Below are 21,946 nucleotides of genomic sequence, written 5' to 3' on the forward strand. Positions count from 1 at the left end.
CTTTTTATAGCCGCCTGACAGCTTGACAGGCGGTTTTCCGTCTATCTTTAGAAAGCGCAATCATATTCACAGTTCTGAAAATTCTTACTCAGGGAGGCTTTTGTAAATGTTATTTTTTATTGATACAGCCAATATCGATGAGATTAAAGAAGCGTATGAATTAGGAGTTCTTGCCGGTGTAACAACGAATCCTAGTTTAGTAGCAAAAGAAGCTAACGTATCATTCCATGACCGCCTTCGTGAAATCACAGAAGTCGTTCCGGGCTCTGTAAGCGCGGAGGTTATTTCTCTGAAAGCTGAGGAAATGATCGAGGAAGGAAAAGAACTGGCGAAAATCGCTCCGAACATCACGGTGAAAATCCCGATGACGGCTGACGGTTTAAAAGCCGTAAAAGCACTTACTGACTTAAACATCAAAACAAATGTCACATTGATCTTCAATGCAAACCAAGCGCTTCTTGCTGCAAGAGCGGGCGCTACATATGTATCTCCATTCTTAGGCCGCTTAGATGATATCGGCCATAACGGGCTTGACCTGATTTCAGAAGTCAAGCAGATTTTTGATATCCACGGGCTTGATACGCAAATCATTGCGGCGTCAATCCGCCATCCTCAGCATGTAACTGAAGCTGCATTAAGAGGGGCTCATATCGGCACAATGCCGCTTAAAGTCATTTATCAGCTGACAAAGCACCCGTTAACAGACAAAGGAATCGAACAATTCCTGGCAGACTGGAACAAGTAATTCAAGCGGCGGCAAACAGAGTGTAGTGTCTGTTTGCCGCGGCCTTTGCTTTTCACCGTCCTGATCCAGCGGACCTTCAGATGCACGCCGCTTACAGAGAAGGAATCATTGGGCTGCAGAAGCTGATATCGGAATGAGGGTTGCGTGCTGCTTTTGCCGGATGACGAAGATGTCTCTTTAGCCGGCGGGTCTCTGTCGATTTTTTGAAACCTATGCCCCCGCAAAGCTTCGCTATTTTCTTCCTGATATTTTACAATGTGTTGTATTCTTTCTCTTCGAATTGGCTAGATTTTGGACATGAGCTTTATTTGCAGAGACAGAATAAAATGCCATTTTATTTAGCTCCGCAGCTATCTTCTTATGGAAGGAGACTATCATGGAAAAGTTGAATATTGCCGGCGGTGACTCGTTAAACGGTACAGTACACATCAGCGGCGCTAAAAACAGTGCTGTTGCATTAATACCAGCAACCATTTTGGCAAATTCCGAGGTGACAATAGAAGGGCTTCCTGAGATTTCAGATATTGAAACGCTGCGTGACCTGTTACAGGAAATCGGCGGTAATGTGCATTTTGAGAATGGGGATATGATTGTAGACCCCACATCAATGATCAGCATGCCGCTTCCTAACGGAAAAGTGAAAAAACTGCGCGCGTCGTATTATTTAATGGGGGCGATGCTCGGCCGCTTTAAACAGGCCGTCATCGGATTGCCTGGCGGCTGCCACTTGGGCCCCCGTCCGATTGACCAGCACATCAAGGGCTTCGAAGCGCTCGGAGCTGAAGTGACCAATGAACAGGGCGCGATTTATTTGCGCGCTGAAAGGCTGAGAGGCGCACGTATTTATTTAGATGTCGTAAGCGTCGGGGCAACGATTAACATTATGCTTGCGGCTGTTTTGGCAGAAGGGAAAACCATCATCGAAAACGCTGCGAAAGAGCCGGAGATTATTGATGTCGCGACACTGCTCACAAGCATGGGCGCAAAAATCAAAGGCGCTGGAACCAACGTAATCCGAATCGATGGCGTAAAGGAACTGCACGGCTGCAAACATACGATCATCCCGGACAGAATTGAGGCCGGAACATTTATGATTGCCGGTGCTGCGATGGGCAAAGAGGTCATCATCGATAATGTAATCCCGACACACCTTGAGTCCTTAACAGCAAAGCTGAGAGAAATGGGCTTTCACATTGAGACGAGCGACGACCAGCTGCTTATTGTCGGCGGGCAGAAAAACCTAAAGCCGGTTGATGTAAAAACCCTAGTATACCCGGGCTTTCCGACTGATTTGCAGCAGCCGATGACAGCGCTTTTGACGAGAGCAAAAGGGACAAGCGTCGTGACTGACACCATCTATTCGGCGAGATTCAAGCATATTGATGAGCTGAGACGAATGGGCGCTAATATGAAGGTAGAGGGCAGATCTGCAATCATAACGGGACCTGTCGACCTTCAAGGCGCTAAGGTCAAGGCGAGCGATCTGCGGGCCGGAGCCTGTTTAGTGGTTGCCGGGCTGATGGCCGACGGCGTCACGGAAATTACAGGTCTGGAGCATATTGATCGCGGATACAGCAGCCTTGAGAAAAAACTCGAGGGTCTGGGAGCCACAATCTGGCGCGAGAGAATGACTGATGAAGAGATAGAACAGCTGCAAAATTCTTAATTGGTTATTTGCGAGAGGAGATCGTGTTGAGATGGAAAGAAGTTTATCAATGGAATTGGTTCGTGTGACTGAAGCTGCGGCATTAGCATCTGCAAGATGGATGGGCCGGGGAAAAAAAGACGAGGCTGATGAAGCAGCAACAAGCGCAATGAGAGACGTTTTTGATACAGTTCCGATGAAAGGAACTGTTGTGATCGGAGAAGGTGAAATGGACGAAGCGCCGATGCTTTATATCGGGGAAAAACTCGGAAACGGGTACGGTCCGCGTGTCGATGTCGCCGTTGATCCTCTCGAAGGCACAAACATTTTGGCAAGCGGCGGCTGGAATGCGCTGACGGTTATTGCAGTTGCGGACCACGGCACGCTTTTAAACGCTCCAGATATGTATATGCAGAAAATCGCAGTCGGTCCGGAAGCGGTGGGCTGCATTGATATTGAAGCTCCAGTCATTGATAACCTTAAAGCTGTAGCAAAAGCGAAAAACAAAGACGTCGAGGACGTCGTTGCCACCATTTTAAACCGTGATAGACACGAAAAAATCATTTCCGAGCTTCGCGAGGCCGGCGCCAGAATCAAACTGATCAATGACGGGGATGTCGCAGGCGCCATCAACACGGCTTTCGACCACACAGGCGTAGACATCCTGTTCGGATCAGGCGGAGCTCCTGAAGGCGTCCTATCTGCTGTAGCGTTAAAAGCGCTGGGCGGAGAAATTATCGGTAAACTTCTTCCGCAAAGCGAGGAAGAAATCATACGCTGCAACAAAATGGGCCTTGATTTAAGCAAAGTGCTGCGTATGGAAGACCTTGTGAGAGGCGATGACGCGATTTTTGCGGCTACCGGCGTAACTGACGGCGAGCTGTTAAAAGGCGTTCAATTCAAAGGGTCTGTCGGCACGACTGAAAGCTTGGTCATCCGTGCGAAGTCAGGAACTGTCCGTTTCGTTGACGGCAGACACAGCCTGAAGAAAAAACCAAATCTCGTAATCCGTCCATAACAAAGAGAAAAAGCGGGTGTTGACCCGCTTTTCTTTTGCAAAAAAGAGACAACCCTATCAATTGCGTGTCAAAACCTTATTTCAGTTGAATAATTGTTTGAAATAAGGTAAAAATAAAGAGTGCTGCGATTTTTAACTGCGTAATTCCTTCTTTTAAGCACTAGGAAAGTTTCAATTTCTACCGCATACAGACGATATAAGTATTGATCTTCTCATGTTTTTGTCCTCGCTTCCTTCAAAACTCATTAAGACAATCCTTTTAACAAAAGCGCCGATCATGGGTGGAAGTGTTACCGATAGAAGTTCCTTTATGTTAAAAAAAGAATGTGCTTTGGCGGATGTTGTGCAAAAGCAGCAGATTACATGTGTAAAGTAAGATATTGACTATGAAAAGCGTGGTGTTTTTTATGAAAGACGTATCTATTTCCTCTTTGGAAAATATGAAATTGAAAGAGCTATATGAACTTGCAAGACATTATAAAATCTCCTACTACAGCAAACTGACAAAAAAAGAGCTGATTTTCGCCATTCTGAAAGCGAATGCAGAGCAGGAAGATCTTCTGTTTATGGAAGGTGTTCTTGAGATCATCCAATCAGAGGGATTTGGCTTCCTGAGACCGATCAACTATTCTCCAAGCTCTGAAGACATTTACATCTCAGCTTCACAAATCCGCCGTTTCGATTTACGGAACGGAGACAAAGTATCAGGCAAGGTTCGCCCGCCAAAAGAAAACGAGCGCTATTATGGACTTTTGCACGTTGAAGCGGTAAATGGAGATGATCCGGAATCGGCAAAAGAGCGTGTTCACTTCCCAGCCCTTACTCCGCTTTATCCAGACCGCCATATGGTGCTCGAGACAAAACCGAATTTCTTGTCTACAAGAATTATGGACATGATGGCGCCGGTAGGCTTTGGCCAGCGCGGTTTGATTGTTGCGCCGCCGAAAGCCGGGAAAACGATGCTGCTGAAGGAAATCGCCAACAGCATTACAGCGAACCAGCCTGAAGCAGAGCTGATTGTGCTGTTGATCGACGAAAGACCGGAAGAGGTTACAGACATTGAGCGTTCTGTTGCTGGGGATGTCGTCAGCTCAACGTTTGATGAAGTGCCGGAAAACCATATCAAAGTAGCCGAGCTTGTGCTTGAACGCGCTATGCGCCTCGTTGAACATAAGAAAGACGTCATTATCCTGATGGACAGTATCACACGTCTGGCCCGCGCCTACAACTTAGTGATTCCGCCGAGCGGAAGAACACTTTCCGGAGGGATTGACCCGGCAGCGTTCCACCGTCCGAAGCGTTTCTTCGGGGCGGCGAGAAATATCGAAGAGGGCGGAAGCTTAACGATCCTCGCCACTGCTCTTGTTGATACAGGATCCCGTATGGATGATGTAATCTATGAAGAATTCAAAGGAACGGGCAACATGGAGCTTCATCTTGACCGCTCTCTGGCAGAACGCCGCATCTTCCCTGCCATCGATATTCGCCGTTCTGGAACGCGTAAGGAAGAGCTGCTTGTGCCTAAAGAGCATCTTGACCGTTTATGGTCTATCCGCAAAACGATGTCAGATTCGCCTGATTTCGCGGAAAAATTCATGAGAAAAATGAAAAAGACCAAAACAAACCAGGAATTTTTCGATATTCTCAATCAAGAATGGAAACAGGCAAATCTATCATCAGCCAGACGATAAAATCTATTTGCAAAAGAAGTAAATCACTGATATAATTTTCTCATATGCGTTTCGGACAATGCTCCGAAATAATAACTCTGTTTCCACACGGGATTCAGGGCGGAAGGAGATGGATACAATGAAAGCAGGAATTCATCCTAATTTCAAAAAAGCAACAGTTAAATGCGCTTGCGGAAATGAATTTGAAACAGGCTCAGTAAAAGAAGAGGTACGCGTTGAGATTTGCTCTGAATGCCACCCATTCTACACTGGCCGTCAAAAATTCGCTTCTGCTGATGGTCGTGTTGATCGCTTTAATAAAAAATACGGTCTTAAGTAATAATAGATTTCTCAACAGGCAAGAAGCACTTCTTGCCTGTTTTTTATATTGTCAAAAACACAGCTGGCAGAGAGAGGGGAGCAGAGCCAATGTACATAATGAAGCAAAGCGGGTGGCTGGAGCTGATTTGCGGCAGCATGTTCTCGGGAAAATCTGAAGAGCTGATCAGAAGAGTAAAGAGAGCAACTTATGCCAAGCAGGAGGTCAGGGTCTTTAAACCTGTGATTGACAATCGATACAGCGAGGATGCTGTTGTTTCCCATAATGGAACATCTATGACGAGCTATGCCATTTCTTCGGCTGAGGACATTTGGAATCATATCAGTGAGAGCACGGATGTGATTGCAGTGGACGAGGTTCAATTCTTCGATCGGTCAATCATTGGTGTTTTATCGTCTCTTGCCGATAAAGGCTACCGTGTGATCGCGGCGGGCCTTGATATGGATTTCAGAGGAGAGCCGTTCGGCGTTGTGCCGGATATTATGGCCATCGCTGAAAGTGTGACGAAGCTGCAGGCCGTCTGTTCCGTCTGCGGATCACCGGCAAGCAGAACACAGCGGCTCATTGACGGAAAGCCGGCTTCTTATGATGATCCGGTCATTCTGGTGGGTGCGTCCGAATCCTATGAAGCAAGATGCAGACATCATCACGAAGTCCCGGGAAAATCTAAAAACTAATACAAAACATGGGTAAAAAGATAGAAAGCACCGGCCGAAAAGCTGGTGTTTTTTATATATTCTGATAACAATCAATTAAAAAATTTAATTAAGTGTATTAAAAAATTAAGTAATTTTCTTCCCTTGAATTTTGATTTTGACAGGCATAAAATAACTAACGTAATGTAAATAGTTTTGAGACATTGTTCGAATAATTGTCACAAAGTCGCATAAAGATCATGATCGGTTATTTTTAGATGAGTTATTACTTAACTTGGTTAACTATTTCAAGAAAGAAGGAGATTTGCTTGAATAACATTAAAAAAACTAAGGAAGGCCATTTAGAAACAACATTAAGAGGAAAAGAAGTTTTATCTATTCCTACTTTAAATAAAGGTGTTGCTTTTACATTAGAAGAAAGACAAGAACTTGGCTTAGAAGGACTTCTTCCGCCAACTGTACTTTCTCTTGATCAACAAGCAAAACGCGCATACGAGCAATTTAAAGCTCAGCCAGACCGCCTTCGTCAAAATGTTTACTTAAATGATCTTGCTAACCGCAATGAAGTTCTTTTCTATAAATTGCTGCAAAATCACCTTCGTGAAATGCTTCCTGTTGTGTACACACCAACAGTTGGTGAAGCAATTCAAGAATACAGCCATGAATACAGAAGACCTCAAGGTATCTACTTGTCAATCGACAACATTGACGGTATTGAAAAGGCTTTTGAAAACCTTCATGCGACAGCAGGCGATATTGATCTTATCGTTGCAACTGACTCTGAAAGTATCCTTGGTATCGGTGACTGGGGTGTAGGCGGTATTAACATCGCTATCGGTAAATTGGCTGTTTACACTGCTGCAGCTGGTATTGACCCTAGCCGTGTTATTCCTGTAGTGCTTGATGTCGGTACAAACAACGAAAAACTTTTAAATGATCCTTTATACATTGGTAACCACCATGAACGTATCTCTGATGAACGTTACGAAGAATTCGTTGATGCGTATGTAAAAGCTGCGCTTAAATTCTTCCCTAAAGCGCTTCTTCACTGGGAAGACTTTGGTAACAAAAACGCGCGCAATATCATGAAAAAATACAACAACGAAATCCTGACATTCAACGATGATATTCAAGGTACAGGCGCAATTACACTTGCTGGTGTGCTTGCTGCTATGAAGAAAACAGGCGCATCTATTAAAGATCAGCGTGTAGTTGTCTTCGGTGCAGGTTCAGCTGGTATCGGTATTGCTGACCAAATCCGTGACACAATGGTGCTTGCTGGATTATCTGAAGAAGAAGCAAACAAAGCGTTCTTCACACTTGATTACAGAGGCCTGTTAACAGACGATATGGAAGGCATCCTTGATTTCCAAAAACCTTACCTTCGCAGTGCAGCAGAAGTGAAAGACTGGAAACGTGATGAAAAAGGCCAAATTTCATTCGATGAAGTGGTTCGCCAAGCAAAACCAACGATCTTAATCGGTACTTCAGGGGTTTCAGGAGCGTTCACAGAGGAAATTGTGAAAGAGATGGCATCTCACGTAGACCGTCCGGTGATCATGCCGATGTCTAACCCGACTCACCTTGCAGAAGCTGTTCCTGAAGATCTGTTCAAATGGACTGACGGAAAAGTGCTTGTAGCAACAGGAAGCCCATTTGACAATGTCGAGTACAATGGCGTTTCTTATGAAATCGGACAATCTAACAACGCATTCGCATTCCCTGGTCTTGGCCTTGGTTCAATCGTAGCTGAAGCGCGTGTTATTACGCCTGCTATGTTTGCTGCAACAGCTGATGCGATTGCTGAAATGGTTGATTTTGAAACACCTGGAGCTGGATTGCTTCCAAGCATCGACAAGCTTCAAGAAGTATCTATTCAAGTTGCCATTGCTGTAGCTGAAGCAGCGATCAAAGACGGCGTAGCAAATCGTCAGCCTGAAGATGTAAAACAAGCTGTTCTTGATGCAATGTGGACACCTGAATACAAAAAAGTCATCGCAAAATAATTGAGCGTGTAATTTTTCTGTCCGAGGGAAAGCTTTGAATAAAGCTAAAGTATACGGACATAGGATTTGGAGGAGAATATTTTGAGCATCTTAGATATCTTAATCCTCCTGGCACCGATCTTCTTTGTTATCGTGCTGGGTTGGTTTGCAGGACATTTCGGAAGTTATGATGCCAAGTCAGCAAAAGGGGTAAGTACGTTAGTAACGAAATACGCACTTCCAGCTCACTTTATCGCTGGTATTTTGACAACTTCCAGAAGTGAATTTTTATCACAAGTTCCATTAATGGTTTCTTTACTTATCGGGATTGTTGGTTTCTATATCATCATTCTATTGGTTTGCAGATTTGTCTTTAAGTATGATTTAACGAACTCATCCGTATTTTCTTTGAACTCTGCACAGCCGACATTCGCATTTATGGGTATTCCTGTATTGGGAAGCTTGTTCGGTGCGCAAGAGGTTGCGATTCCGATCGCTGTAACAGGTATCGTTGTTAATGCGATTCTTGATCCGCTTGCGATCATTGTTGCTACAGTGGGTGAGTCTTCTAAGAAAAACGAAGAGAGCGGCGACAGTTTCTGGAAGATGACAGGGAAATCAATCCTGCATGGTCTTTGTGAGCCGCTTGCAGCTGCTCCGTTAATCAGTATGATCTTAGTGCTGGTTTTCAATTTCACTCTTCCTGAGCTGGGTGTTAAAATGCTTGATCAGCTTGGAAGCACAACATCGGGTGTTGCTCTCTTTGCTGTCGGTGTTACCGTTGGTATTCGTAAAATTAAACTCAGTCTGCCGGCTATCGGTATTGCGTTACTAAAAGTTGCAGTTCAGCCTGCGTTAATGTTCCTGATTGCTCTTGCAGTCGGACTTCCAGCTGATCAAACAACAAAAGCGATCCTTCTTGTTGCATTCCCTGGTTCTGCCGTTGCAGCCATGATTGCGACTCGTTTCGAGAAACAAGAGGAAGAAACTGCGACTGCGTTTGTGATCAGTGCGATTCTGTCATTGATTTCACTTCCAATTATTATTGCGCTTACTGCGTAATCAAAAAAGCTCCCTTTAAGGGGAGCTTTTTTACTTTACGTTTGAAATTTAAACAGTGACAGCAGCGGTTTTTTTCTTGTTTTTATTTTTTCGGAAGAAGCAGCAGTCTCAGGGGTCGGCTGAGCGGTGAATTCTTTCATTTGTGAGGTCAGTGATTGCAGATCAGCAAGAATGTCATCAATTTCTCTTCTGTGCTGCAGAAGCTGATAGGATACGCCTTCATCGGCTTTTTGTTTAAGCTGGCGTTCCAGTTCCTCAATTCTTGCCAGCAGCCCGTTTTCGTCCTGTTTTTGCTGTAATAAGGTGTCAAGTTTTTGTTCGAGCTGTTCGATTCTTTTCTCTGTGTCACTGTTTGTTTTTTGGACAAGGAAGCCTGTGCGCTTCTTATTGCTTTGCGGCACATTGATATCCTGAAGCGCCGTGCCTTCAGAAATTTGTTTTTGAACAGATTTCAGGACTTGCACATCTTCAGCCGTAAACGAATAGTGTCCGAGCTCGTTACGTTCAGCCGGAAGGTTCAGCTGCTTCACCCACCGCTGCACTGTTTTTGCGGAGACGCCGAGTTCACTTGCTACCATATTTGTATTCATGATCCCATACCTCCTTTTTAGCTAGGTATTCGACCATGGGGAGCGGTTCCCTTCCTATTAGACAAAACAAGAAAAGATTCGGCAAAGAAAGTGGGCATCTCCCTTTTTTCTTCAAAAACCGTTATTGCTCATACAGCTCTAACGGAAGCTGATCGGGATCAAAAAAGAAGGTGAACCGCTTGCCTGTCAGCGGATCTGTCCTGATCGGCTCTGTCTCGATTCCTTTTTCGTAAAGCTCCTGAACAGCCTGTTCTAAGCTGCTGACCGTAAAGGCAAGATGACGGAGCCCTGCACCTTCAGGACGGGTTTGACGTGCGGGCGGATCAGGGAACGAAAACAGCTCAATGACGTACGAGCCGTTAAGCGACAAATCAAGCTTGTAGGAATCGCGCTCTTCTCGGTATGTTTCTTGTATCACCTGAAAACCGAGCTTATGTACGTAGAAAGCTTTCGACTTTTCATAATCTGAGCATATGATTGCAATATGATGTATGGATGTAAGCAATACGATCCCTCCTCTTTTTCAGTATAGCAGAGGAGGCTTTTTTAACTGGGATTGAAATGCTTTTGACTGGCGATAGTCCCTATACTATAATGAGAATGTTACGCACAGGAAAACAGAGGTGAAGACCGTGTTAGACCGTTTAAAGTCAATCGAAGAACGATATGAAAAATTAAATGAGCTTTTAAGCGATCCAGAAGTTGTCAACGATCCGAAAAAGCTTAGAGAATATTCGAAAGAGCAATCTGATATACAAGAAACAGTTGACGTATATAGACAATACAGAGATGCGTCAGAACAGCTGGCTGATGCAAAAGCGATGCTTGAGGATAAGCTTGATGCTGAGATGCGCGACATGGTGAAGGAAGAGATTTCTGAACTCCAGAAGGAAACGGAAACACTGTCAGAACGTCTGAAGGTGCTCCTGATCCCGAAAGATCCTAATGATGATAAAAACGTTATCATGGAGATCCGCGGAGCTGCAGGCGGAGAGGAAGCCGCTTTATTTGCAGGCAACCTGTACAGAATGTATTCCCGCTATGCCGAGCTTCAAGGCTGGAAAACCGAGGTCATGGAAGCAAGTGTAACCGGAACGGGCGGCTACAAAGAGATCATCTTTATGATTACGGGCAGCGGCGCATATTCTAAACTCAAATATGAAAACGGCGCTCACCGTGTTCAGCGTGTTCCGGAAACAGAATCAGGCGGCCGTATCCATACTTCTACTGCAACAGTAGCATGTCTTCCTGAGGCCGAAGAGGTAGAGGTTGACATTCATGAGAAGGATATCCGTGTTGATACGTTTGCATCAAGCGGACCGGGCGGACAAAGCGTGAACACGACAATGTCTGCCGTTCGTCTGACGCATTTGCCGACAGGCGTTGTCGTATCATGTCAGGATGAAAAATCTCAAATCAAAAACAAAGAAAAAGCAATGAAGGTTCTCCGTGCCAGAATCTACGATAAATTTCAGCAGGAAGCACAGGCTGAATATGATCAAACACGGAAATCGGCTGTCGGATCAGGTGACCGCTCTGAGCGTATCCGCACATACAACTTCCCGCAAAACCGTGTGACGGATCACAGAATCGGCCTGACCATTCAAAAGCTTGATCAGATTCTTGAAGGAAAACTTGACGAAGTGGTTGAAACACTGATTGTAGAAGATCAGTCAAGCAAGCTTCAGCAGGCGGATAGTTAAGATGAAGACGATATTTGAAGCCCTGAAATGGGCTTCTTCTTATTTAACGGAAGCGGGAAGAGAAGAAAATGCGGCTGAGCTGCTTTTGCTTTATGATACCGGAATGGATAGAAGCAAGCTGCTCGCCAGCCTGCAGGAACCGATCGGTGAAGATGAGCTGTATCGCTTTAAACGCCACGTCGATATGCACAAAGAAGGCGTACCGGTTCAGTACATTATCGGAATAGAGTTTTTTTACGGGCGGGAATTTATGGTGAATGATGATGTGCTGATCCCGCGTCCGGAAACGGAAGAGGTTGTCTGCCATCTTCTTGAGAAATATAGAAGTGTCTTTTCTGAAGGAGAACAGCTCGAAGTGGTAGATGTCGGCACCGGCAGCGGCGCAATAGCCGTCACGCTTGCACTGGAAAACAAAAACTTTTCTGTTTCAGCGATTGATATCTCCAAAGAGGCGCTGGACGTTGCTTCAGCCAATGCGGAAAAGCTCGGAGCGGAGGTGCATTTTCTTCAAGGCGACCTGCTTGAGCCCTTTATTAAGGCTGGAAAAAAAGCAGATATTATCGTCTCAAACCCTCCTTATATTTCTGAAGAAGAAATGGCCGATTTATCTGAGATTGTCCGTTTCCATGAACCTTTGCATGCCCTCACTGACGGCGGAGACGGGCTGAAATTTTATAAGCGGTTTATGGAAGCCATTCCGCTGGTCATGAAGAATACCGCGCTTGTCGTCTTTGAAATCGGGTGGAAGCAGGGCGCAGCTGTAAAAGAGCTGATTCAGCATGCGTTTAAGGATGCGGAAGTTGAAGTCCTGAAGGATATTAACGGAAAAGACAGAACCATATGCGCGGTAATTCATAAGAATAAATAAGCAGCTTGCTGGTGAGTTGAGATAAGAACGGGACCAGCAAGCTGTTTTAACACCAGCAAAGGGGATGTAAAAGATGAAAAAGGCCCTGACAGCAGGAATTTTACTTATTGCCATTGAAAGTATGGTGGGTTCTATTTTTGCGCAAGCCATTTCTTATGAATTCATTTTCGGCATTGCGTCTCTTGTTTTGATCGGGCTTGCCATTGTGACATCGGGTTTAGCTGTAAGCGGAAGCGACCAGCGGGCGAATTACCATTCAGAAACCAAAGAAGGCCGGACAGCCCGGTTGAAAATATCAGCTGCTTTCTTTGTTGCTGCCATACCTTCTATTCTATGTTATCTATTGACCGTTTTGATCTAATGAAAAAGGAAGCCCTTAAGAGGCTTCCTTTTTTTGCAGCAAAACAGAATCCCATATCCAGTAGACAACAGCTGTTAATACAGCGAAGATGTAAAAAGCTGTATTTTGAAGCAGAGATTGCCCGGAAGGCTGCAGCACGCCAAAGATGATCGCGTTGGCGATAAACGCCGCGGCAAGATAATACAGCAAGTACAAAGGGCTGAACCGTTTCGGCTTTTTATTCATCATGATCTGAAGCGGCAGCGCGAATAGTAAATAAGGAAATAAGAAATAAAAGGCCATCGTTACGAGAGCAGCTATAATAAAGGAATGAATGTAAATAATCGAATAAAGAACTGACATCGTGAACGCTGACAGCAGCACTGTGTAATTATATTTCATTTTAAACCTCCTAAAACACTATCGTACCATAAATTAGATTAAAAGCTTGCTAGATTTTTTTGCCGCTGCAGGTTTACTCCATACGTTCCTTGTCCATAATAGGGCTAGATACAAAGCACGGAGAGGAACGGTGGGGACCGATGAAAAAAACAGTTATCATTTGTATATATATGTTTCTTTTATTATCTGGGGCACTCGTAGGATTGGCGAAAGAAGAGACGGCACAGCAATCTGAAAATGAGCCGGTTGTCATTCCGGACGAGGCGATTCGCCTGAGAATATTGGCAAACAGCGATCGTGACGAGGACCAAGCATTAAAGCGTCATATCAGAGACGCCGTCAATAAAGAAATCACAACATGGGTCAAGGATATTACTTCTATTGAAGAAGCGCGGCGTTTGATCCGCTCAAAGCTGCCTGAGATCAAGGAAATTGCAAAAGAAACCATGGAAAAAGAAGGCGCCAGTCAATCAATATCTGTTGATTTTGACAAAATCTCATTTCCGACAAAACTTTATGGCAGCATGGTATATCCTGCTGGAGAATACGAAGCCATTCTGATTACGCTTGGGAACGGTGAAGGCGCCAATTGGTGGTGCGTGTTATTCCCGCCGCTCTGCTTTCTTGATTTTTCGAATGGGGAAGCCGTAAAAGAACAAGAAGATCAAGAAGCATCAAAAAAACAAACGGAAAAAGCGCTTGAGGACTTAACAGCCAAAGCGGAAAAAGCTGAAAAAGAAGATGAGAAAGAGAAAGAAGACAATACAGAAGTAAAATTCTTCGTCGTAGAATGGTTTTCCGATCTTTTTTCTTAATCGCCAGGTCTAAAAATAGATTTGCCTCATAGATTGGAAGAAAGAACGCTGTAAATGGGGTGAACGAATGTTTTATCAACTGCGGGTGGCAAGGGAAAAGGACGGAGACATACTTGAGGAATTTTTAAAACAGGCCAAAACGAATCATGAGGGCGTAAAGGAAGGGTTCACCCAGTTTCTGATGCTGGAGGACAGCGAGAAAAACATAGCCGGCTGTCTGGGGATCGAAAAAATCAGCTGCGATCAAGCCCTGCTTCGCTCACTTGTGATATCGGACAAGCTTCACCAAGGTCATATTGTATCGCTCTTTCAAAGCATGGAGGTGCTTTGTGAAAAGCATGAGATTAAAACGGTATACTTGGTAGCCAATCAGCATTCTTCGGCTGATTTCCTGGGGGCCATGGGCTTTGAACGGGCAGAGAGTGTGCCGGAAGAGCTGTTTGCCTCGGATCACTTCTGTGAATCGAGGCAAGCGGAAGGGGCCGTCTTAATGAAAAAAGCATCCGGATAAGTGAGATTTATACACAAACTTATCCACTTCTTTATATGCGTTGTCCACAATTTGTGGATAACGCTTGTTTTATTACAGGACATCTTTTATACTTTCAAAAGGATTACACGCGTAAAACGATCGTTTTATTGTTGTGAATAAGGAGTTTGGTCAGAAATGAAAACGAAAAGATGGTTTGTGGATGTAATGGACGAGTTATCCACAAATGATCCACAAATTGCACAAGCAGCCGCTTTGCTCCGGGAAAATGAGGTTGTGGCGTTTCCGACAGAAACGGTATATGGTCTCGGCGCAAATGCGAAAAGCACAGATGCTGTCAAAAAAATATATGAGGCGAAAGGGCGGCCGAGTGATAATCCACTGATTGTCCACATTGCGGATATCAGCCAGCTTGACGGTTTAACAGGCCCGGCGCCAGACAAGGCGAAAATATTAATGAAGCGCTTTTGGCCAGGGGCGCTTACACTGATTTTACCTTGTAAACCTGGTGCGCTGTCACCCCGTGTAACGGCTGGGCTGGATACAGTGGCCATCAGAATGCCTGATCATCCGCTGGCTCTGGCACTCATCCGTGCCGCGGGTCTCCCGATTGCAGCGCCGAGTGCTAATTTATCGGGCAAACCAAGTCCGACAAAGGCTGAACACGTGGCTCACGACTTGGATGGCCGCATAGCTGGAATGATGGATGGGGGATCTACGGGGATCGGTGTCGAATCAACCGTACTTTCATGTGCAGGAGAAATCCCTGTGCTCCTTCGTCCGGGCGGCATTACAAAAGAACAAATAGAAGCCGAAATCGGCCCGATTCTTGTGGATAAAGGGCTTGCTGATCCAAAAGAGAAGCCGATTTCTCCGGGAATGAAATATACACATTACGCGCCGTCAGCGCCGCTTGTTATTTCTGAAGGAAGCCCTGAGCGCATTCAAACGCTTATTCAAGAATATCAGCAGGGCGGAAAACGGGTCGGCGTCCTGACGACAGAAGAAAATGCGGATTTTTATTCGGCTGACTATGTGAAGAGCTGCGGCAGAAGAGATCAGCTTGAAACAGTAGCGGCAGCCCTTTATGATGCATTGCGCAGTTTTGATGAAGAAAAGGTTGATTTTATTATTGCAGAATCGTTTCCTGACACAGGCGTCGGACTTGCTATTATGAACAGGCTGATGAAAGCAGCCGGAGGAAGAATGATCCGCTGACACAGTCAGAAGTTCTAACCCCTTTTGGACACGCATAGGCTAAAAAAGCGGGCGTGTCCAAGGGGGTTATGCATGTGATGTCGGATATGTTTATAGGCGAACTGATTACCTTAAGCATCATGGCGTTTGCTTTAGGTATGGATGCTTTTTCTGTCGGCCTCGGAATGGGCATGGTCAAACTCAGAAAAAAGCAGATAATCTATATTGGATTCATTATCGGTCTCTTTCACGTCATCATGCCTCTCGGAGGGATGGCGGCGGGAAATATGCTGTCAGGGCTCCTCGGCATGGTAGCCGTATATATCGGGGGTTCGCTGCTGTTTGTTCTCGGTGTTCAAATGGTGATCGCATCTTTTAAACAGTCAGAAGAACGTTTGATGTCACCGGCTGGGCCTGGCTTATTGTTATTTGCAGTCGGCGTCAGCCTCGATAGTTTCTCCGTCGGTCTGAGCCTTGGAATATACGGCTCGCATCCGCTTCTCACCATTACCCTGTTTGGGCTTTTCAGCATGATTTTGACTTGGCTGGGCCTGCTGATCGGAAAGCAAGTGCAGTCCTGGCTCGGCTCATACAGTGAAGCGCTCGGGGGGACCATATTAATCGTATTTGGCCTTAAGCTGCTTTTGCCAATTTAATATACCAAGAAAAGAAACGATGTCGCCGTTTCTTTTTTCTTCATATATAATAGAAAAAATAAGGGGTGACTGACATGAACATCATTTTTGTCTGTACTGGAAATACGTGCCGCAGTCCAATGGCTGAGGCGCTTTTTAAATCAATTGCAGAAGCGGAAGGGCTGGATGTCAGCGTCCGCTCGGCAGGCGTATTTGCCTCACCTAACGGGAAAGCGTCGCCTCACGCGGTTGAAGCGCTTTTTGAAAAGCGCATTGCCCTTAATCATGTTTCTTCGCCATTAACTGAAGCACATATGGAATCGGCAGATTTGGTTCTGGCAATGACCCACCAGCACAAACAGGTTATCGTCAGCCAATTCGAACGTTATCGTGATAAAGTGTTTACGCTAAAAGAATATGTGACAGGCAGCCGGGGCGATATTATAGACCCGTTTGGCGGCTCTATTGAGATCTACAAAAAAACGAGAGATGAGCTTGAAGAGCTTCTTCAGCAGCTGGCAGAACGATTGAAAAATGACGGCAAATAACTTGTCAGAGAATCTGCAGACAGGTCATTTGCAAATCCTGCGTGAAGGAGTAGAATATAGTGAAAAGCACATCGATATGGTGTGAATCAATGAGCGGACAGGCTGCGCGGTCAACAAAGCGGGCGGGCCGCATCACACACGCTGGGAGGATAAGCTGATGAAAGTAGCCATAGCATCGGATCATGGCGGCGTTCACATTCGAAACGAAATCAAAGATCTAATGGACGAATTGCAAATTGAATATGTTGATATGGGCTGTGACTGCGGCAGCGGATCTGTCGATTATCCGGACTATGCTTTTCCGGTGGCCGAGAAAGTAGTAAACGGTGAAGTGGACAGAGGCATTTTAATTTGCGGGACAGGCATTGGCATGAGCATTTCCGCAAATAAAGTCAAAGGCATCCGCTGTGCGCTGGCACATGATACATTTAGTGCAAAGGCGACGAGAGAACATAACGATACTAATATCCTCGCGATGGGCGAGCGGGTGATTGGACCCGGTTTGGCACGTGAAATTGCGAAAATCTGGCTGACCACTGAATTTACTGGCGGAAGACATCAAACCCGCATCGGAAAAATCTCGGACTATGAAGAGAAAAACCTGTAGGGGTGCTGCTCAATGAGTGAAATCACACAAACGTGGAAGACGATGCTGTCAGAGTTTCAGGACAAAGCGGGATTGAAAGAAAATCAGCTCTTTGTCCTTGGTTGCAGCACAAGCGAAGTGGCTGGCAGCCATATCGGCACATCGGGCAGTACAGACATCGCGGAAAGCATCTACAGCGGACTTGCAGAGCTGAAGGAAAAAACGGGAATCCATCTGGCGTTTCAATGCTGCGAGCATCTAAACAGAGCGCTTGTAGTGGAGGAAGAAACGGCCGAGCTGTTCAGGCTTCCGGCCGTTTCCGCTGTACCTGTTCCAAAAGCGGGCGGGGCGATGGCTTCTTATGCGTTTAAGCAAATGAAGTCTCCTGTTCTGGTAGAAACCATTCAGGCAGATGCCGGAATAGATATAGGCGATACGTTTATCGGCATGCACTTAAAGCCGGTTGCTGTTCCTGTACGCATTTCTCAGAACAGTCTCGGTGCTGCCCATGTGACATTGGCGCGCACACGGCCAAAGCTGATCGGCGGAATGCGGGCAGTTTATGAGTGTGAATGAGAAAGGACTGCATGGGCCAGTCTTTTCTTTAATTTTCGCTGCTGAAATAAATTCCGAACTTTAAATTAAATTTAAGTTATAAATATTCGTTTTTGCCAATAAAATTTTCGTTTTTTTGAAAATAATCTTTTACATCGGCCTAAAAAACCATGTACAATAGTGGTGGTAAAAACAAAGAACAGGATACGGATAGGAGAGGATCTCGCTGATGAAACATTTACCTGCGCAAGACGAACAGGTGTTTAACGCCATTAAAAATGAGCGTGAACGCCAACAGACTAAGATCGAATTGATTGCTTCTGAAAACTTTGTAAGTGAAGCGGTTATGGAAGCACAAGGTTCTGTTTTAACAAACAAATACGCTGAAGGATATCCTGGCAAACGCTATTATGGCGGATGTGAGCACGTCGATGTCGTTGAAGATATCGCTCGTGACCGCGCGAAGGAAATCTTTGGAGCGGAGCATGTAAACGTTCAGCCTCATTCAGGCGCACAAGCAAACATGGCTGTCTATTTCACGATTTTGGAACAAGGCGATACTGTACTTGGGATGAACCTCTCCCACGGCGGTCATTTAACACACGGAAGTCCAGTTAACTTCAGCGGTGTTCAATATAACTTTGTTGAGTACGGCGTAGATAAAGAAACTCAACATATTGATTACGATGACGTGCGTGAAAAAGCCCTCGCTCACAAGCCTAAGCTAATCGTGGCAGGAGCAAGTGCGTATCCTCGTACAATCGACTTTAAGAAATTCCGTGAAATTGCTGATGAAGTCGGCGCTTACTTTATGGTGGATATGGCGCATATCGCAGGACTTGTTGCGGCAGGCCTTCATCCAAACCCGGTTCCTTACGCTGATTTCGTTACAACAACGACACATAAAACACTTCGCGGACCTCGCGGCGGTATGATCCTTTGCCGTGAAGAGTTCGGCAAGAAAATTGATAAGTCCATCTTCCCTGGCATTCAAGGCGGACCGCTGATGCACGTAATTGCCGCAAAAGCTGTTTCATTCGGCGAAGTATTGCGCGATGATTTCAAAACATACGCACAAAACGTGATTTCAAACGCGAAGCGTCTTGCAGAATCATTAACAAAAGAGGGCATTCAGCTCGTTTCCGGCGGAACTGACAACCACCTCATCCTGGTTGATCTTCGTTCTCTCGGACTGACAGGTAAGGTTGCAGAGCATGTGCTTGATGAAATCGGGATTACATCAAACAAAAACGCGATTCCATACGATCCTGAAAAACCGTTCGTAACAAGCGGTATCCGTCTCGGAACAGCTGCTGTGACAAGCCGCGGTTTTGACGGAGAGGCATTGGATGAAGTCGGTGCCATCATTGCGCTTGCATTGAAAAATCACGAAGATGAAGGAAAACTTGAAGAAGCAAGACAGCGCGTAGCTGCTCTGACTGGCAAGTTCCCTCTATATAAAGAATTAGATTACTAAGTTTGAAAAACCCGCTCGGGCTTATGCCCGGCGGGTTTTTTGACGATGTCCTTGAAACTCAATGTCTTTTTTTGTAGAATCAATAGAAGTGTGAAATTGTCGATGGGACAATAAAAAAGGAGCTGAAACACAGTATGGGAAAGGTTTATGTATTTGATCATCCTTTAATTCAGCACAAGCTGACATATATTCGGAATGTAGAGACAGGCACGAAGGATTTTAGAGAGCTTGTAGACGAAGTAGCCACGCTTATGGCGTTTGAAATTACCCGTGATCTCCCTCTAGAGGAAGTGGATATCAACACACCGGTTCAGACTGCGAAATCGAAAGTCATCTCAGGGAAAAAACTCGGGGTTGTTCCTATTCTCAGAGCAGGTTTAGGAATGGTTGAAGGCATCTTGAAACTGATCCCTGCGGCAAAAGTGGGACATGTCGGTCTGTACCGTGATCCTGAAACCTTAAAACCCGTGGAATACTATGTGAAGCTTCCTTCTGATGTGGAAGAGCGTGAATTCATCGTGGTTGACCCGATGCTGGCCACAGGCGGTTCCGCGGTTGAAGCGATTAACAGCCTGAAAAAACGCGGTGCGAAAAACATCCGTTTCATGTGTCTCGTAGCTGCGCCTGAAGGTGTGGAAGAATTGCAGAAGCATCATTCTGACGTGGATATTTACATAGCGGCACTTGATGAAAAATTAAATGAAAAAGGTTATATTGTTCCGGGTCTCGGAGACGCAGGAGACCGTATGTTCGGAACAAAATAAAAAAAGAAAACCCGCCAACGGGTTTTCTTTTTTATTATCCAGTTATTTGCTATTCGGTGAATCTCTATACAATTATAGGTGAAAATGTGAACATTCTGTGGAGGCTTACAGTATAAAAAGTTTTTTAACTTTAAACAGATTGACACATGTTAGGGGCTATTGTATGCTAAACGAGGGTATTATGAGAAGGTTTTCATAGCTTTCATTATAGTCCTCATCCCCAATGTAAATCCTCCCAGAAAACCCGTTTTATGAGGATTTATTCAAGCGAATGAAACAGCATCCCTGCAAGGCTTGCGGATGAATGATTTTTTCGAACAGGCCCGTTTTGCCGGACAAAAAAGGTCTTCTACTAGGGTTAACCGCTGATTTTGCCGTATCCAAGAAATACATTATTTTTTCATCAGGAGACAGATAGTTGATGGACGATCCCAAGCTACAATTTAGCAGACAACGAAAATATCTATTGTTCATTTTGGCAGCGTATGTACTGGGTTATGGTTTAACAGCGTATAAAACCGTTTTTTTAGGCCTTATTCTGGGAACTGTTTTCAGTTTGTTTAATTTTTTACTGCTCGTCAGAAGAATGAATGCTTTTGACAGGGCCGTTGCGAAAGGCAAGTCCATACGATCCCTTGGGAGCGCAGCGCGGTGGTGCAATGCGATTCTTGCTGCGGCTGTCGCCTATAAATATCCCGAGCATTTTCATATGGCAAGTACAGTTATTGGATTAATGACAATTTATCCTGTCATTATGATAGATTCCTTTATCCAGCTTAAACGTTCATCAATGGAAGAGAGGTGAAAACCCTTTGAATCATGAATACAGAACTATTGAATTTCTAGGACTTACTTTTAATCTGACAAACATTCTGATGATTACTGTGGCGAGTGTGATCGTGTTATTGATTGCCATCCTTACCACAAGAACGCTTTCGATCCGTCCCGGAAAAGCCCAGAACTTTATGGAATGGATTGTTGATTTTGTCCGCAATATTATCGGCAGTACAATGGATTTGAAAACAGGGGCTAACTTCTTGGCACTTGGTGTCACATTGCTGATGTACATATTTGTGTCGAATATGCTGGGGCTGCCGTTCTCTGTCACAATCGGACATGAGCTCTGGTGGAAATCTCCGACAGCCGATCCTGCCATTACATTAACGCTTGCCGTAATGGTCGTCGCTTTAACCCATTATTATGGTGTAAAGATGAAAGGGCTCAAGGAATATTCCAAGGAGTATTTAAGACCTGTTCCGTTCATGCTCCCGATGAAAATCATAGAAGAGTTTGCGAATACGCTGACTCTCGGTTTGCGGCTTTATGGTAACATCTTCGCCGGTGAGATTCTTCTCGGCCTGCTTGCGGGATTAGCGACAAGCTTCTATTCGCAAAGCGTGGTTCTCGGACTTGTCGGTACAATCGGTGCCATTCTGCCAATGCTGGCATGGCAGGCATTCAGTTTATTTATAGGTGCCATCCAGGCGTTTATCTTTACGATGCTGACGATGGTGTACATGTCTCATAAAATCAGTAATGATCATTAAAACATTATATCCAAACGGATAACATTTTAAAGGAGGAACTTTTTCATGAATTTAATAGCAGCTGCGATTGCAATTGGTTTAGGCGCACTTGGTGCAGGTATTGGTAACGGTTTGATTGTTTCACGTACGGTAGAGGGGATTGCCCGTCAGCCGGAGGCAGGTAAAGAACTTAGAACTCTTATGTTCATGGGTATCGCATTAGTTGAGGCCCTTCCTATTATCGCTGTCGTTATCGCATTCTTAGCGTTCTTTGGCTAAGCATAAAAGCCTTATATGAACTAAAAATGGCGAAGATCATTCCAAGAGAA

27 protein-coding genes are annotated in these 21,946 nt (G+C 45.0%); 24 read left to right on the plus strand and 3 right to left on the minus strand.

The features are described 5' to 3' along the window. Positions 1-106: 106 nt before the first annotated feature. The 9 genes from fsa to DIC78_RS12440 all read left to right on the plus strand — a co-directional run bounded on the left by fsa (position 107) and on the right by DIC78_RS12440 (position 9,121). Positions 107-745, plus strand: coding sequence for a fructose-6-phosphate aldolase (gene fsa / locus DIC78_RS12400; protein WP_024123188.1), 639 nt, complete (start codon positions 107-109; stop codon positions 743-745). A gap of 376 nt (positions 746-1,121) precedes the next feature. Beyond that, on the plus strand, positions 1,122-2,411 hold the full coding sequence (locus tag DIC78_RS12405) for a UDP-N-acetylglucosamine 1-carboxyvinyltransferase (RefSeq protein WP_024123187.1): 1,290 nt from the start codon (positions 1,122-1,124) through the stop codon (positions 2,409-2,411). Positions 2,412-2,442: 31 nt separating this feature from the next. Further along, entirely contained in the window at positions 2,443-3,408 is a 966-nt protein-coding gene (glpX, locus tag DIC78_RS12410) for a class II fructose-bisphosphatase (RefSeq protein WP_044159762.1), read from the plus strand. 214 nt (positions 3,409-3,622) lie between these two features. Next, positions 3,623-3,784 carry a hypothetical protein gene (locus DIC78_RS12415; RefSeq protein ID WP_032731180.1) on the plus strand — a complete coding sequence of 54 codons (162 nt, stop codon included), beginning with the start codon at positions 3,623-3,625 and terminating at the stop codon, positions 3,782-3,784. A 31-nt stretch (positions 3,785-3,815) separates the two neighbouring features. Continuing rightward, positions 3,816-5,099, plus strand: coding sequence for a transcription termination factor Rho (rho, locus tag DIC78_RS12420; RefSeq protein ID WP_010332253.1), 1,284 nt, complete (start codon positions 3,816-3,818; stop codon positions 5,097-5,099). A 118-nt stretch (positions 5,100-5,217) separates the two neighbouring features. After that, positions 5,218-5,418, plus strand: coding sequence for a 50S ribosomal protein L31 (gene rpmE, locus DIC78_RS12425; protein WP_003151132.1), 201 nt, complete (start codon positions 5,218-5,220; stop codon positions 5,416-5,418). Positions 5,419-5,507: 89 nt separating this feature from the next. Next, the gene (locus tag DIC78_RS12430) at positions 5,508-6,095 is read left to right on the plus strand and encodes a thymidine kinase (RefSeq protein ID WP_024123184.1); all 588 of its coding nucleotides are present in this window, start codon (positions 5,508-5,510) and stop codon (positions 6,093-6,095) included. A gap of 287 nt (positions 6,096-6,382) precedes the next feature. Next, positions 6,383-8,080: an oxaloacetate-decarboxylating malate dehydrogenase gene (gene malS, locus DIC78_RS12435; protein WP_024123183.1), complete on the plus strand. Its 1,698-nt coding sequence runs from the start codon at positions 6,383-6,385 to the stop codon at positions 8,078-8,080. Between the two features lie 81 nt (positions 8,081-8,161). Then, positions 8,162-9,121 carry an AEC family transporter gene (locus tag DIC78_RS12440; RefSeq protein ID WP_024123182.1) on the plus strand — a complete coding sequence of 320 codons (960 nt, stop codon included), beginning with the start codon at positions 8,162-8,164 and terminating at the stop codon, positions 9,119-9,121. 35 nt (positions 9,122-9,156) lie between these two features. Here DIC78_RS12440 and racA read toward each other — a convergent pair whose 3' ends face one another. Together racA and gloA2 are read right to left on the minus strand one after the other, a co-directional pair. Beyond that, positions 9,157-9,711, minus strand: a complete 555-nt coding sequence (gene racA / locus DIC78_RS12445) for a chromosome-anchoring protein RacA (RefSeq protein WP_024123181.1) — start codon at positions 9,709-9,711, stop codon at positions 9,157-9,159. Between the two features lie 121 nt (positions 9,712-9,832). Beyond that, positions 9,833-10,222 (minus strand): SMU1112c/YaeR family gloxylase I-like metalloprotein, encoded by a 390-nt coding sequence (gene gloA2 / locus DIC78_RS12450; RefSeq protein ID WP_206197106.1) that lies wholly within the window; start codon positions 10,220-10,222, stop codon positions 9,833-9,835. A gap of 121 nt (positions 10,223-10,343) precedes the next feature. Here gloA2 and prfA point away from each other — a divergent pair, with 121 nt between their 5' ends. From prfA to DIC78_RS12465, 3 genes are all read left to right on the plus strand, one after another. Beyond that, a complete protein-coding gene (gene prfA / locus DIC78_RS12455; RefSeq protein ID WP_127696930.1) occupies positions 10,344-11,414 on the plus strand; it encodes a peptide chain release factor 1 in 1,071 nt (356 codons plus the stop codon). A 1-nt stretch (position 11,415) separates the two neighbouring features. Beyond that, positions 11,416-12,282: a peptide chain release factor N(5)-glutamine methyltransferase gene (gene prmC, locus DIC78_RS12460; protein ID WP_127696389.1), complete on the plus strand. Its 867-nt coding sequence runs from the start codon at positions 11,416-11,418 to the stop codon at positions 12,280-12,282. A gap of 73 nt (positions 12,283-12,355) precedes the next feature. After that, positions 12,356-12,643, plus strand: coding sequence for a DUF5316 family protein (locus DIC78_RS12465; RefSeq protein ID WP_024123177.1), 288 nt, complete (start codon positions 12,356-12,358; stop codon positions 12,641-12,643). Between the two features lie 15 nt (positions 12,644-12,658). Here DIC78_RS12465 and DIC78_RS12470 read toward each other — a convergent pair whose 3' ends face one another. Next, positions 12,659-13,024, minus strand: a complete 366-nt coding sequence (locus tag DIC78_RS12470) for a UPF0715 family protein (RefSeq protein ID WP_044159746.1) — start codon at positions 13,022-13,024, stop codon at positions 12,659-12,661. A gap of 140 nt (positions 13,025-13,164) precedes the next feature. Here DIC78_RS12470 and spoIIR point away from each other — a divergent pair, with 140 nt between their 5' ends. From spoIIR to atpE, 12 genes are all read left to right on the plus strand, one after another. Next, complete coding sequence (gene spoIIR / locus DIC78_RS12475; protein ID WP_024123175.1) at positions 13,165-13,839, plus strand: stage II sporulation protein R; 675 nt, start codon at positions 13,165-13,167, stop codon at positions 13,837-13,839. 67 nt (positions 13,840-13,906) lie between these two features. Next, positions 13,907-14,350: a GNAT family N-acetyltransferase gene (locus DIC78_RS12480; protein ID WP_024123174.1), complete on the plus strand. Its 444-nt coding sequence runs from the start codon at positions 13,907-13,909 to the stop codon at positions 14,348-14,350. A gap of 156 nt (positions 14,351-14,506) precedes the next feature. Beyond that, positions 14,507-15,547: an L-threonylcarbamoyladenylate synthase gene (locus DIC78_RS12485; RefSeq protein WP_127696390.1), complete on the plus strand. Its 1,041-nt coding sequence runs from the start codon at positions 14,507-14,509 to the stop codon at positions 15,545-15,547. A gap of 77 nt (positions 15,548-15,624) precedes the next feature. Then, positions 15,625-16,182: a manganese efflux pump MntP gene (locus DIC78_RS12490; RefSeq protein WP_101864878.1), complete on the plus strand. Its 558-nt coding sequence runs from the start codon at positions 15,625-15,627 to the stop codon at positions 16,180-16,182. Between the two features lie 74 nt (positions 16,183-16,256). Then, complete coding sequence (locus DIC78_RS12495; RefSeq protein WP_024123170.1) at positions 16,257-16,709, plus strand: low molecular weight protein arginine phosphatase; 453 nt, start codon at positions 16,257-16,259, stop codon at positions 16,707-16,709. 157 nt (positions 16,710-16,866) lie between these two features. Continuing rightward, positions 16,867-17,316, plus strand: a complete 450-nt coding sequence (rpiB, locus tag DIC78_RS12500; protein WP_024123169.1) for a ribose 5-phosphate isomerase B — start codon at positions 16,867-16,869, stop codon at positions 17,314-17,316. Positions 17,317-17,328: 12 nt separating this feature from the next. Then, positions 17,329-17,871, plus strand: a complete 543-nt coding sequence (locus tag DIC78_RS12505; RefSeq protein ID WP_024123168.1) for a TIGR01440 family protein — start codon at positions 17,329-17,331, stop codon at positions 17,869-17,871. Positions 17,872-18,079: 208 nt separating this feature from the next. Next, on the plus strand, positions 18,080-19,327 hold the full coding sequence (glyA, locus tag DIC78_RS12510; RefSeq protein ID WP_044159736.1) for a serine hydroxymethyltransferase: 1,248 nt from the start codon (positions 18,080-18,082) through the stop codon (positions 19,325-19,327). A 134-nt stretch (positions 19,328-19,461) separates the two neighbouring features. Continuing rightward, positions 19,462-20,091, plus strand: a complete 630-nt coding sequence (gene upp, locus DIC78_RS12515; RefSeq protein ID WP_003235778.1) for a uracil phosphoribosyltransferase — start codon at positions 19,462-19,464, stop codon at positions 20,089-20,091. 421 nt (positions 20,092-20,512) lie between these two features. Then, positions 20,513-20,896, plus strand: coding sequence for an ATP synthase subunit I (gene atpI / locus DIC78_RS12520; protein ID WP_010332235.1), 384 nt, complete (start codon positions 20,513-20,515; stop codon positions 20,894-20,896). Positions 20,897-20,903: 7 nt separating this feature from the next. Further along, a complete protein-coding gene (gene atpB / locus DIC78_RS12525) occupies positions 20,904-21,638 on the plus strand; it encodes a F0F1 ATP synthase subunit A (protein ID WP_024123167.1) in 735 nt (244 codons plus the stop codon). Between the two features lie 45 nt (positions 21,639-21,683). Beyond that, complete coding sequence (atpE, locus tag DIC78_RS12530; RefSeq protein WP_003151167.1) at positions 21,684-21,896, plus strand: F0F1 ATP synthase subunit C; 213 nt, start codon at positions 21,684-21,686, stop codon at positions 21,894-21,896. Positions 21,897-21,946 lie beyond the last annotated feature (50 nt).

It is taken from the genome of Bacillus halotolerans, from assembly GCF_004006435.1.
In the GTDB taxonomy this organism is placed as follows: domain Bacteria; phylum Bacillota; class Bacilli; order Bacillales; family Bacillaceae; genus Bacillus; species Bacillus halotolerans.